This window comes from Pantoea sp. SGAir0180 (assembly GCF_043546245.1).
Genome location: NZ_CP028071.1, coordinates 692,103 through 704,594 on the forward strand (window position 1 = coordinate 692,103; position 12,492 = coordinate 704,594).

Annotated in this window: 11 protein-coding genes, 6 tRNA genes and 3 other RNA genes; 8 read left to right on the top strand and 12 right to left on the bottom strand. The window is 52.7% G+C overall.

The genetic code is table 11. The features are described 5' to 3' along the window. Positions 1-133 precede the first annotated feature (133 nt). Entirely contained in the window at positions 134-901 is a 768-nt protein-coding gene (gene cysZ, locus C1N58_RS03400) for a sulfate transporter CysZ (RefSeq protein ID WP_054687328.1), read from the bottom strand. A gap of 218 nt (positions 902-1,119) precedes the next feature. Here cysZ and zipA point away from each other — a divergent pair, with 218 nt between their 5' ends. From zipA to C1N58_RS03415, 3 genes are all read left to right on the top strand, one after another. After that, complete coding sequence (gene zipA, locus C1N58_RS03405) at positions 1,120-2,118, top strand: cell division protein ZipA (protein ID WP_394564578.1); 999 nt, start codon at positions 1,120-1,122, stop codon at positions 2,116-2,118. 67 nt (positions 2,119-2,185) lie between these two features. Then, positions 2,186-4,204 (top strand): NAD-dependent DNA ligase LigA, encoded by a 2,019-nt coding sequence (gene ligA / locus C1N58_RS03410; RefSeq protein WP_394564579.1) that lies wholly within the window; start codon positions 2,186-2,188, stop codon positions 4,202-4,204. Between the two features lies 1 nt (position 4,205). Beyond that, positions 4,206-4,424: a DUF3820 family protein gene (locus C1N58_RS03415; RefSeq protein ID WP_039339860.1), complete on the top strand. Its 219-nt coding sequence runs from the start codon at positions 4,206-4,208 to the stop codon at positions 4,422-4,424. Positions 4,425-4,467: 43 nt separating this feature from the next. Here C1N58_RS03415 and C1N58_RS03420 read toward each other — a convergent pair whose 3' ends face one another. Beyond that, entirely contained in the window at positions 4,468-5,475 is a 1,008-nt protein-coding gene (locus tag C1N58_RS03420; RefSeq protein WP_006117793.1) for a bile acid:sodium symporter family protein, read from the bottom strand. 95 nt (positions 5,476-5,570) lie between these two features. Between C1N58_RS03420 and C1N58_RS03425 the strand changes: the two genes are divergently transcribed. Next, a complete protein-coding gene (locus tag C1N58_RS03425; protein ID WP_033740794.1) occupies positions 5,571-6,491 on the top strand; it encodes a LysR family transcriptional regulator in 921 nt (306 codons plus the stop codon). Here C1N58_RS03425 and C1N58_RS03430 read toward each other — a convergent pair. From C1N58_RS03430 to C1N58_RS03465, 8 genes are all read right to left on the bottom strand, one after another. Further along, positions 6,488-6,841: a FlxA-like family protein gene (locus C1N58_RS03430; protein WP_006117791.1), complete on the bottom strand. Its 354-nt coding sequence runs from the start codon at positions 6,839-6,841 to the stop codon at positions 6,488-6,490. The two genes, C1N58_RS03425 and C1N58_RS03430, sit on opposite strands and share 4 nt — an antisense overlap. A 285-nt stretch (positions 6,842-7,126) precedes the next feature. After that, a non-coding RNA gene (locus C1N58_RS03435) (RtT sRNA) lies at positions 7,127-7,259 on the bottom strand. 31 nt (positions 7,260-7,290) lie between these two features. Continuing rightward, a non-coding RNA gene (locus C1N58_RS03440) (RtT sRNA) lies at positions 7,291-7,423 on the bottom strand. A gap of 31 nt (positions 7,424-7,454) precedes the next feature. Further along, a non-coding RNA gene (locus tag C1N58_RS03445) (RtT sRNA) lies at positions 7,455-7,587 on the bottom strand. A gap of 31 nt (positions 7,588-7,618) precedes the next feature. Beyond that, positions 7,619-7,694 (bottom strand) — tRNA-Lys (locus C1N58_RS03450). A gap of 4 nt (positions 7,695-7,698) precedes the next feature. Beyond that, positions 7,699-7,774, bottom strand: a tRNA-Val gene (locus C1N58_RS03455). A 41-nt stretch (positions 7,775-7,815) separates the two neighbouring features. Further along, positions 7,816-7,891 (bottom strand) — tRNA-Val (locus C1N58_RS03460). A gap of 47 nt (positions 7,892-7,938) precedes the next feature. Next, positions 7,939-8,014: transfer RNA gene (locus C1N58_RS03465), tRNA-Val, on the bottom strand. Positions 8,015-8,283: 269 nt separating this feature from the next. Between C1N58_RS03465 and gltX the strand changes: the two genes are divergently transcribed. After that, positions 8,284-9,702, top strand: a complete 1,419-nt coding sequence (gltX, locus tag C1N58_RS03470; RefSeq protein ID WP_033740793.1) for a glutamate--tRNA ligase — start codon at positions 8,284-8,286, stop codon at positions 9,700-9,702. A 128-nt stretch (positions 9,703-9,830) separates the two neighbouring features. Here the strand turns inward: gltX and C1N58_RS03475 are convergent, their stop codons facing one another. Further along, positions 9,831-10,184, bottom strand: a complete 354-nt coding sequence (locus C1N58_RS03475) for a YfeC-like transcriptional regulator (protein WP_033740792.1) — start codon at positions 10,182-10,184, stop codon at positions 9,831-9,833. A gap of 111 nt (positions 10,185-10,295) precedes the next feature. Then, complete coding sequence (locus tag C1N58_RS03480; RefSeq protein WP_006120379.1) at positions 10,296-11,084, bottom strand: formate/nitrite transporter family protein; 789 nt, start codon at positions 11,082-11,084, stop codon at positions 10,296-10,298. Positions 11,085-11,445: 361 nt separating this feature from the next. Here C1N58_RS03480 and C1N58_RS03485 point away from each other — a divergent pair. The 3 genes from C1N58_RS03485 to C1N58_RS03495 all read left to right on the top strand — a co-directional run bounded on the left by C1N58_RS03485 (position 11,446) and on the right by C1N58_RS03495 (position 12,394). Then, positions 11,446-11,521, top strand: a tRNA-Ala gene (locus C1N58_RS03485). A 45-nt stretch (positions 11,522-11,566) separates the two neighbouring features. After that, a tRNA-Ala gene (locus C1N58_RS03490) sits at positions 11,567-11,642 on the top strand. 416 nt (positions 11,643-12,058) lie between these two features. Next, positions 12,059-12,394: a hypothetical protein gene (locus C1N58_RS03495; protein ID WP_054687333.1), complete on the top strand. Its 336-nt coding sequence runs from the start codon at positions 12,059-12,061 to the stop codon at positions 12,392-12,394. Positions 12,395-12,492 lie beyond the last annotated feature (98 nt).

Sequence of the window (12,492 nt, forward strand, 5' to 3'; positions counted from 1 at the left end):
CTTAACTGTATGAATTATTGGGAACCCTCTGAGCATACCTGTTCTGCCCCGTGGCGGAAGGAAAGAAATCATATATCTATATGTCTCATGGCGATAAGACCTGCCGAAAATTGCATAAGGATAGTTGATATGTTCAGCGCAGGCTTTCACGAGCCAGGTTCGCCCGGTAGCGATCAACCCACATCGCGGTGGCCCCGCACACGGCGACCGGCATAATGGCCAGGTTCACCACGGGAATCATTGTAAAGAGGCTCACCAGCGCGCCAAACTGCATATTGGCTGTCTTGTGCTGGCGTAAGGCATGACGCATCTGCTGAAAACTGACTTTATGGTTATCGAAAGGATAGTCGCAATACTGAACAGACAACATCCAGGCGCTGAACATAAACCACAGCACGGGTGCCACCGTCTGCCCAAAACCCGGAACTAAATAAAGTAATAACAGGCCCAGTGCGCGGGGCAGGTAGTAGCCCAGCTTTTGTAATTCGCGTTTCATGATGCGTGGCACGTCTTTAACCATGCCCAGCCAGCCGCTGTCAGGCAGTGGTTTACCCGTCAGCCGCCCCTCAAGTTGTTCCGCCAGCAGGCCGCAAAACGGCGCGGCAATCAGGTTGGCTATCGTTGAAAAGAAATAGCTAAACACCAGCACCACCGAAATCACCGACAGCGGCCACAGCACATAGCTGAGCCATTGCAGCCAGTCCGGCACATGCGACATCAGTTTGGGGATCCACTCGTCAAGACGGAAAAATAACCAGACAAAGGCGCCGCCTAGCAGCAGGATGTTGACCAGCAAGGGGATGATGACGAAGCGCCGTATGCCCGGTAACCTGATTAGCTTCCAGCCCTGGCTAAAATAGTGCACGCCATTAAAAGAGGAAACGGAATTATTCACAGCCATCGAGCCAGTTCTCCTGAAGATGTTAAGGCGCGCCTACTATAACCTGGCTTTTTCTGCTGACCAGGTGCCGTTTGGGTAAAAAAACAACGAAAAAGTGGCGGTGAGCTATCTTATTTGTGAGAAAATACTGCACAGACTTGCACTTATCTGGCAGGGCAAATACAGTTAGAGAATAAAGTTTGCCGCGGTGGCAAGGTATTGGAACAACAGAGAATACAATGATGCAGGATTTGCGTCTGATATTAATCGTTGTTGGCGCGATCGCCATTATAGCGCTTCTTATTCACGGACTGTGGACCAGCCGTAAAGAACGCTCTTCAGTCTTCCGCGATCGCCCGCACAAACGTTTGAAACAACGTGATGAACATGATGATGAGACGCTGACCGACGACGTTGATGACGGCGTCGGTGAAGTGCGTGTGCGTAATACGCGCGGGCACCAGGAGCCTCATTTTGACGACATCCACGAGCCACAGCCTGAAGTGCGGCGTGAGCCTGTTAAGGAGCGCCCGCGTCAGCCTTCTGCGCCGCAGCCTGAAAGCGATCCTCTTTTTGACCCGGCACCGCAACCGGAACGTGCGCCACAACGGCCTGCACCGACTCGCCAGCCACCAGCCTTCACCGCACCGCCGGTTCAGGCCGATCCGTTGCTGGATAGCGATCCGCTGGACAGCGTTCAGCCTAATCCTGTTTATCAGGCCGAACCTGAGCCTGACTATGAGCCTGAACCTGTGGTGGTCAGTCCGCCGCCGCAGCCGAAACAACCTGAACCTCGTCCGCAGACCAGCAGTAAGCCCAAAGAAGCGGTGCTTGTGCTGCATGTCGCGGCGCACTCAGGCGGTCAGCTGAATGGTGAAGCCTTGCTACAGGGCATTTTGCAGGCCGGTTTTCAGTTTGGTGAAATGAACATTTTCCATCGTCATCTCAGTCCGGCAGGCAGCGGTCCTGTGCTGTTTAGTCTGGCTAACATGGTGAAACCCGGTTCCTTCAATCCTGACGAAATGACCGACTTCACCACGCCTGGCGTCTCCATTTTCATGATGGTGCCGTCGTATGGCGATGCGAATCAGAACTTTAAGCTGATGCTACAGTCCGCGCAGCGTATCGCGGACGATGTGGGCGGTGTGGTACTGGATGACGAACGCCGGATGATGACGCCGCAAAAGCTGGAAACTTACAAAGCGCGTATCCGCGATGTGGTCGAATCCCGCGAGTAATCCACACTTTTTCAAATTATTATGATGAACCCCCGCCTGTCGGGGGTTTTTTATCTGATGGGGTTATATGAAATCCGTCCAGGAACACATCACTGAACTGCGCACCACGTTGCGCCATCACGAATATCTGTATCACGTTATGGACGCGCCGGAAGTGCCGGATGCGGAATACGATCGCCTCATGCGGGAACTGCGGGATCTGGAAGCACAGCATCCTGATCTGATCACGCCTGATTCTCCCACGCAGCGCGTAGGGGCCGCCCCGTTGATGGTATTTGAGCAGGTACGCCATGAAGTGCCGATGCTGTCACTGGATAACGCGTTCGATGAAGCCAGTTTCAGGGCCTTCAATAAGCGCGTCCAGGATCGTCTGAAAAGCACCGACGATCTCACCTATTGCTGTGAACTCAAACTGGATGGCCTGGCGGTCAGCCTGTTGTATGAAGATGGCTTATTAACGCGCGCGGCGACGCGCGGCGATGGCACAACAGGCGAAAATATCACGACGAATGTGCGGACGATTCGTGCCATTCCGCTGCGCCTCAAAGGGGACAATATTCCCGCCAGAGTAGAAGTGCGTGGAGAAGTGTTTATGACGCAAAGCGGCTTTGAAAAACTCAATGCCGAGGCGCGCCGTACAGAGGGCAAAGTCTTTGCCAATCCACGCAATGCGGCAGCGGGCTCGTTGCGCCAGCTGGATCCCCGTATCACCGCGAAACGACCGCTAACGTTCTTCTGCTATGGACTGGGCCTGCTGGAAGGGGGCGAGATGCCCCGCAGCCACATGGCGCGACTACAACAGTTCAAAGCCTGGGGCCTACCGGTCAGCGACCGTATTCGTCTGGTGCAGAACGCCGGTGAAGCGCTGGCGTTTTATCACGAGGTTGAATCAGAGCGGGCCACGCTGGGTTTTGATATCGACGGCGTGGTGATTAAAGTCGATTCGCAGGAATTGCAGGAAAAGCTGGGCTTTGTCGCGCGCGCGCCGCGCTGGGCCGTGGCGTTCAAGTTTCCTGCGCAGGAGCAGATGACGATTGTGCGTGACGTCGAGTTCCAGGTGGGGCGGACGGGCGCTATTACACCTGTTGCCCGGCTGGAACCCGTTCAGGTGGCAGGCGTGATGGTCAGCAATGCCACATTGCATAATGCCGATGAAATTGAACGCCTTGGCCTGCGCATTGGCGACAAAGTCGTGATTCGTCGTGCCGGCGATGTGATTCCTCAGGTGGTCAACGTTGTAACCACCGAACGGCCTGACAATGCCCGTGAGATCGTGTTTCCCTCTCAGTGCCCGGTATGCGGTTCCGATGTTGAACGCGTTGAGGGCGAGGCGGTCACGCGGTGTACCGGTGGCTTAATCTGTGGCGCACAGCGCAAAGAAGCGCTGAAGCATTTTGTGTCGCGGCGCGCCATGGACGTTGACGGCATGGGTGACAAGATTATCGATCAACTGGTCGAGAAAGAGTACGTCAAAACCCCGGCCGATCTGTTCCGGCTCAGCCGTGAAACCCTGACCGGGTTAGATCGTATGGGCGCGAAGTCGGCGCAGAATGTGGTCGACGCGCTGGAAAAAGCCAAATCCACTACGCTGGCGCGTTTCCTCTATGCGCTGGGTATTCGCGAAGTCGGCGAAGCCACGGCGGCAAACCTGGCCAGTCATTTTGGCGATCTGCAAAAGGTCATGGATGCCGATCTGGACGCGCTGATTGCGGTTCAGGATGTGGGCACGGTCGTCGCGAAGCACGTACGTCACTTCATGGAAGAAGAGAGCAACCGCGAGGTGATCCGGCAGCTGGTTGAAGATATTGGTATCCACTGGCCCCAGGTGGTGGCGGTGAACCCCGGCGAGATCGACAGTCCGTTTGCAGGCAAGACCGTAGTGTTAACGGGCTCACTCTCGCAGATGAACCGGGACGATGCCAAAGCGCGACTCATCGAACTCGGTGCCAAAGTCAGCGGCAGCGTATCGAAGAAAACCGATTTGCTGATCGCAGGAGAAGCTGCGGGTTCGAAGCTGGCAAAAGCGCAGGAGCTGGGCATCGAGATCATTGATGAAGCCGAAATGATCCGGCGACTCGGTACCTGAGATGGATAAGCAGGCGCTGATCGAGATTGCGAATACGGCCATGCCGTTTGGCAAATATAAAGGCCGGATGCTGATTGATTTGCCAGAGCCCTATCTGCTGTGGTTCGCCCGTAGCGGCGAGTTTCCGGCTGGTCGTTTGGGGGAGCTGATGCAGCTTACCCTGGCGATAAAAATTGAAGGGCTGGAAGGGTTAGTTAAACCTTTAAAGCGTGGTGACTGAGTTCGCGGCCTCGCATGAGGCCGCTTGTCTGAACGTGTTTCCGTTATTTCTGCGATTCCACGACAGCCGCTTTGCTTTTCTCCGCCTGCAACGCATTGGTTCGCTTGTAACGTCCGGCAATAAACGAGCACACCATCAACTGAACCTGGTGAAAAATCATCAGTGGCAAGACGATGATACCCACCGCGCTGGCGGGGAACAGGATATTGGCCATCGGCACGCCGTTCGCCAGGCTCTTTTTCGAGCCACAGAACAACACCACGATTTCATCGGGACGACTGAAGCCAAACAGGCGCGCAGCTAGATAGTTAATAATCAGCACCAGCGTCAGGAGCAGGATGCAGCCCGCCAGAATCCACAGCAGCGTATCAATCCCGACGCGTTTCCAGATGCCGTTCACCACCGCTTCGCTGAACGCGGAATAAACCACCAACAGAATGGACGTCTGATCGGTGATGCCAATCAGGCTACGGTTCCTTTCCACCCAACCGCTAATCCAGCGGCGTGACAGATGACCTAAAACAAACGGCACCAACAGTTGCAGCATGATTTTACCCACCTGCTCAAGGCCATCGCCTGGTCCGTTACTGTTGACGTCCATCACCAGATTAACCAGCAGCGGGGAGACGAAAACACCTAACAGGCTGGATGCCGATGCGCTGCACACCGCCGCAGCCACATTGCCGCCAGCCATTGAGGTGAACGCGATGGCCGACTGGACGGTGGCAGGCAAAATGCAGAGGTAAAGGAAGCCGGTATAAATTTCTGCGCCGACGTTAACCGGATGCCACCAGACAATCAGCAGCCCCAGCGCCGGGAACATAACAAACGTACTGCACATGATCCAAAGGTGAAGCCGCCAGTGGCTGCTGCCTGCGATGATTTTTTCGCGTGACAGTTTGGCACCGTGCATGAAGAACAGCAGGGCGATGGCGGCGGTGGTCAGGTACGTGAAAAAGTCCACGAAGCCGCCTCTCGCCGGAATGAAAGAGGCCAGAAGTACAGTGATGATCAGCTTGATCATCATCGGGTCAATACGGAGAAATCCCATCGTTAAAATCCGGTTAAATTAAGTCTGGAGTGATTGTGCGCGATGAGGGTTTAGAAATAAAATTGATTTATTAAATGAATCTATGCGAGAAATTAATGAATTACTCCCTACGTCAGTTACGCACCTTTGTGGCCGTTGCGCATTACGGTGGCTTTAGCCAGGCAGGGCAGGCGATTGGGCTGAGTCAGTCTGCGGTCAGCCACAGCATTAAAGAGCTGGAAGCGGAAACGGGCGTCCGCTTGCTGGATCGCACGACGCGCGAGGTGGTGCTGACCGAAGCCGGGCAGCAGCTGGCTTCGCGTATGGAAAGGTTGCTGGAAGAGATAAACACCACGCTGCTGGATATTCGTAGCTATGGCGAACAACGCAGTGGTACGGTACGCATCGCAGCGAGTCAGACGATCTCAGCCCACCTGATGCCGCAATGCCTTGCCGCCAGTCAGCAGAGCTACCCGGAAATAAAGATCATCCTGCACGATCGGGTGCAGCAGGCCGTGCTTCAGAGCGTACGTCACGCCGAAGTCGATTTTGGCATTGTGATTGGCCCGCTGAATGACAGTGAATTCGATTGCTGCGCCATACTGGATGAACCCTTTTTACTGCTGTGCCGGGAGGATGATCCGCTTGCTGAGGTCGGGCAGGCAAGGTGGCCGATGTTGGAGGGACGTACGATGGTGCTTCAGGATTATGCGTCGGGCAGCCGGATATTAATTGACGCGGCGTTACGTCAGCAGAATATCAGTATCAATGTGGTTCAGGAAATCGGTCATCCGGCCACGCTGTTTCCTATGGTTGATGCAGGTATCGGGATCAGCATTTTACCCGCGCTGGCGTTACCGCTTCCTGCGGGGCGCGCGTTAACGGTAAGACGTCTCTATCCTGAGATCAATCGCAGCCTGACATTAATTAAGCGCAAGAATCGCTCGTTAACGCCTGCGGGCGAGGCCATATGGCAGGAGGTGCGTCAGCAGGGAGCTCTGCTGACGCAACAACGTGCTTCCAGTCCTGCGTTTTAAATATAGACGTCGAGCTGATTATTTTGGGTAGGGCGATTGACGCCGTCGGCTGACACGGTTTTACCTTCTTTTTCCGCCTGTTTCGCTTCGGCTTTTTGTTGCTCTTTGCGTTGCAGCTGCTGGATTTGCGCTTCTAAAACCTGAATCTGCGCTTTGATTGTATCCTGCTGCTTCTTCTTTTCTTCGGTGGTCAGTGTTTTATCATCGCCCAGACTTTTTAACTGGTCGTTCAGGCGCGAAATCTGCTTATTCAGACTGGCAATTTGTGCTGCCGTGTCTGATGAGGCGCTTGTCGTATCTGACGTTGAGCCACTGCCGATGCTCGGTGTGCTGGTTGAAATAGTTGTCATGATGATCTCCTTGCAATTAGACGTTTTAGGTTATCGGATGCGCGCGGCAAAAGCTTAATGCCTCAAAATGTTAAATTTACGAAAAGATTTTTACAGATTAACGTTAGTCCTTACCATTCAGTTGAGTAGACGGGTAACGGTGGCGGATACGGCTGTTGGTTTCATTATTTCGGCAGTGGGAAAAAGCAGGGCGGGTAACTGAACCTGCGGCAGACTCTCATTCCGCACATCAGACATCGGAGCGCAGAAACGAAAAAAGCGCCTGAAGGCGCTTTTTCCTGAATTTGGTGGGTCGTGCAGGATTGCCTTCGGCCCTGCGGGCCTCGCCCTTCGGGTGATGCTGGCGCATCAGCCTGAATCGCTGCGCGATTCAGTCGAACCTGCAGCAGGTTCTCATCCTGCACTTTTTGTGCATAGCAAAAAGGCGCCTTTAGGGCGCCTTTCTACATTGGTGGGTCGTGCAGGATTGCCTTCGGCCCTGCGGGCCTCACCCTTCGGGTGATGCTGGCGCATCAGCCTGAATCGCTGCGCGATTCAGTCGAACCTGCAGCAGGTTCTCATCCTGCACTTTTTGTGCATAGCAAAAAGGCGCCTTTAGGGCGCCTTTCTACATTGGTGGGTCGTGCAGGATTGCCTTCGGCCCTGCGGGCCTCACCCTTCGGGTGATGCTGGCGCATCAGCCTGAATCGCTGCGCGATTCAGTCGAACCTGCAGCAGGTTCTCATCCTGCACTTTTTGCGCATAGCAAAAAGGCGCCTTTAGGGCGCCTTTCTACATTGGTGGGTCGTGCAGGATTCGAACCTGCGACCAATTGATTAAAAGTCAACTGCTCTACCAACTGAGCTAACGACCCGAAGTGGTGGGTGATGACGGGTTCGAACCGCCGACCCCCTCCTTGTAAGGGAGATGCTCTACCAACTGAGCTAATCACCCACTTCGGTACTGCTTCACAAGAGTGTCATCTGACTAAGATATGGTGGGTGATGACGGGTTCGAACCGCCGACCCCCTCCTTGTAAGGGAGATGCTCTACCAACTGAGCTAATCACCCATATCTTATCTCTTGTCACTGCGGGCCATCTTAAACCTTCTTAAGAGTGGTGGGTGATGACGGGTTCGAACCGCCGACCCCCTCCTTGTAAGGGAGATGCTCTACCAACTGAGCTAATCACCCCCGCTGTGTGGAGTCGCATTATAGGGATAGTTGATTTTGAGTCAACGCTTTTTAAAACTTAATTGTGCGTTCGGTTTAATTTTAAACATCTCGCAGGGATTTTATCCAATATGCTGGTTTTCTTAGCAGAAATGCGGGCTTTGCTGCCGCTCTGCTACGTTGCATGCATTGAGGATTCATCATCAGGTGCTAGAATATGCGCACTGTTTTCGCGTCTAACCTGTTTTTTGTCATCCAGACAAGAACCCGCGCATTTAAGGCAATACTGAATGAAAATCAAAACTCGCTTCGCGCCAAGCCCTACTGGCTTTTTACATGTAGGCGGTGCTCGTACCGCACTCTATTCATGGCTCTTTGCTCGTCATCATCAGGGCGAGTTTGTGCTGCGCATCGAAGATACCGATCTGGAGCGTTCAACACCGGAAGCCATTGAAGCCATTATGGACGGTATGAACTGGCTGAGTCTGGACTGGGATGAAGGCCCGTATTATCAGACCAAACGCTTTGATCGCTACAACGCCGTCATTGATGAAATGCTGGAAGCAGGCACGGCTTATAAATGCTACTGCTCTAAAGAGCGTCTCGAAACGCTGCGTGAAACCCAAATGGCGAACGGTGAAAAACCGCGTTACGACGGCCGTTGCCGCGACAGCCATGAGCACCATGCCGCAGACGAGCCTCATGTGGTGCGCTTCCGTAACCCGCAGGAAGGCTCGGTCATTTTTGATGACCAGATTCGCGGCCCGATTGAATTCAGTAATCAGGAACTGGACGACCTGATTATTCGCCGTACCGACGGCTCGCCAACCTACAACTTCTGTGTCGTGGTTGATGACTGGGATATGGGCATTACGCATGTTGTGCGCGGTGAAGACCATATCAATAACACACCACGTCAGATCAACATTTTGAAAGCCATCGGGGCTCAGGTACCGGTTTATGCGCATGTTTCCATGATCCTGGGCGATGACGGTAAAAAACTGTCTAAGCGCCATGGTGCAGTCGGTGTTATGCAGTATCGTGATGATGGTTACCTGCCGGAAGCGCTGCTCAACTATCTGGTGCGTCTGGGCTGGTCCCATGGCGATCAGGAAGTGTTCTCCGTTAAAGAAATGACAGAGCTGTTTAGCCTGGACGCGGTGAGCAAATCCGCCAGCGCCTTTAATACGGAAAAACTGCAGTGGTTAAATCATCATTATATTAATGCGCTGCCACCGGAGTACGTTGCCACGCATCTGCAATGGCATATCGAGCAGCAAAACATTGATACGCGTACCGGCCCGGAGCTGGCGAAACTGGTTACGCTGTTGGGGGAACGTTGCAAAACGCTGAAAGAGATGGCGGCATCCTGCCACTATTTCTACCAGGACTTCACAGAGTTCGATGCGGATGCCGCGAAAAAGCATTTACGTCCGGTCGCCCGCCAGCCACTGGAAGTGGTTCGCGATAAACTGGCTGCATTGACTGACTGGAATGCCGAAACGGTGCATGCCGCTATCCAGCAGGCTGCCGATGAGTTAGGCGTCGGTATGGGTAAAGTCGGTATGCCATTGCGTGTAGCCGTTACCGGAGCAGGGCAGTCACCGGGACTGGATGTGACGGTCGAAGCGATTGGCCGCAGCCGTAGCGTTGAGCGTATTGAGAAAGCGCTGGCCTTTATTGCTGAGCGCGAAGCGCAGAGCGAATAATCTTTCTCTTTGACGGCTGGCGGTGATGTTATCAGGACACTTACTGACAACACCCGACTAAAGTCTGAGCCGCGGGACGTGATTGTCAGCGGCGCAAAAAAACCGGAAGCCTCGCGCTTCCGGTTTTCTTATTCTTCACGAATGCCCAGACGCTCAAGCACACCTTTTATCCCTTCCCGCAAAATCAGGGCCATAAGTTGATCCTGTTCATTCTGGCTCATTTGCTGGACAGAACTTATTAATAACGCAGGTAATGAATTAGGTGGAGGAGTATAATTGCCTGTAGGTTCATTGAGATTACGTGTCGACTGAATAAAGCTTTTTACGCGCTCATCAATGTGGATCAGTCTCGCTTTTCCGCCCTGAACGCCGGGTTTTGGCGTCGTCGTCCAGTTCTCGCGTTTGATCCATTTGTTCACCGTCTGCCGACTGTAGCCCGTTTCGATTGCCAGTTCTTCCGGAGTAAGCCATTCCTTTTTCACGATGCTGTCCCTGTTCAATACATTAGCTATACATATTACAGGAAATCGTAACGGGTGAAAGTAACGGAAAACGAAATTGCCTTTTGTCTCTCAACAAAAGGCAATGAGGAATTATTGCGCAGTGTGTGCCTGTTCGGCAGCGGGGCGGAACGCCAGGAAGTAAGCCAGACCCACGAAGACGGCACCGCCTACAGCATTACCTAAAAATACCGCCACAAAATTCGGGAAGTATTCAGCCCAGGTCATCTGACCGGCGAAAATCGCCGCAGGAATAATGAACATGTTGGCGACAACGTGCTGGAAACCAATCGCCACGAACGCCATCACCGGGAACCACATGCCAAAAATTTTACCGACGACATCTTTACTGGCGAATGCCAGCCAGACGGCCAGGCACACCAGCCAGTTACAGCCAATGCCGGAGATAAAGGCATGCAGGAAATCGGCATGCACCTTCGCATTCGCAATCGCCAGCGTTTTTTTCAGGTAATCACCTTCGGTCATGGCCAGCATGTGACCAAAGAACCAGGCAATCGCGATGCTGCCGAGGAAGTTCGCAATCGTTACCCAGAACCAGTTACGTAATACGCTGTAACCGCTAACACGGCGGGCAAACCAGGCAATGGGCAGCGTCATCATGTTACCCGTTAGCAGCTCGCCCCCGGCCAGAATGGTCAGGATCAATCCCACCGGGAACACGGCAGCCCCTAAAAAGCCACCAAATGACCCCCAGTCTGCGGGTAAAGAGTTAATGACGTGAACATCCAGCAGGAACCCTGTAGCAATAAAGGCACCGGCCATGAAACCAAGAATGATAAGGGAGCTAATGGAGGCATGGCTTTTGGCCACCCCTGCCTGAATCGCCAGTTGGGCGATCTCTTTAGGTGTATGCAGCGACATATATTCTCTATTGATTTTAGTGGTGGAGCGAAAACGCCTGGTTGAAGAACGGTGCGCTGGAGAAAACCATGCAGCCGTATTAAATAGCGGGCTAAGTTTTACACGACATTACAGGGAAGACAAGATAATTCCTATAACATATTTAACGATGCATTAACTTAACGCCGATCAAAAAGGTTTAACCCCGACCAGACACCTTACATCATATTAACAAGCTCTTTTTCTGCGCAAACGGACGTCATCGCGTTAAGTTTGCCGTCTTTTTCAGCGATCAAACACAGAATGTGATTTTGCCGTTGACACTCCCTGGGGGGTTTCATATTATGCCGTCCGTCGCGTAACACGACGGTTTTTTCGGTTCGGGGCTATAGCTCAGCTGGGAGAGCGCTTGCATGGCATGCAAGAGGTCAGCGGTTCGATCCCGCTTAGCTCCACCAAACTTCTCCCAAAAGTTTGGCACTGAAAAAACGATTTCCAGATGTGGGGGTATAGCTCAGCTGGGAGAGCGCTTGCATGGCATGCAAGAGGTCAGCGGTTCGATCCCGCTTATCTCCACCAACTTTCTGCTTGTTCATCAAATCAATAAGTCATCAGAACGCAATGTGCTGGTTTTTCTCATCTTATTTCCAATCTTGTTCGTGCTGTCATGTGAAAATCGCCTCTCTTTAGCTTTTGACTTTGCCACTCGACTCAGCAGCGATTAAAGACGTCAGCGAGATTGACGCACATCCACCTTCAACATCTCTTCCAGCACCGTCTGACCGCATTATTCAGGCGCGATGCGTTACCCTGTTTTGCTTCGAGAACATAATCCTAAGCTCTTTGCTCACGCCTCAGATGCACCAGTAGCACGAGAACACGTGTCTCCCTGGACAGCCGCTCACGTCGCTATATTTGTGACTGCTTCAAGGATTGGGGTTTGAAGGAAGGGGGACTGCCCTTTCATTCTGCAAGGATTCAACTCAGGAGAAAGTATGAACCTCAGACCCGTGATTGATTACTTTGAGCAAACAGTTCGGCCAACTGTGGACGAGTTTTATGCAGATGAGATGAACATGCGTCGAGGACGTATAGCAGCAATCGTCCTCTACCATGTTTATGATTACGCAAAATCCAATGGTTTTGGAAAACCAGGTGATAGCTTGCAGGGTAAAAATAAGATGTTATATGAAGTGGTTCATGCTGTGGCGAATGCATCAAAACATTTTCAGTTACATCAGCACGCAATCGCACGGCACGTTGAACAGATTGCATCTGATCATAACGAAGGACTTTTTAGTGCGCCTTTTGGTGACGGTGTATTCACTTAAGCTAATGGCATCTATTTAATTTTGGATGAACCACAGTCGCATGATGGACGAGATTTTGAACGCGTCGAACTCAAATCAGCGATTAAATTTGTTTTTAC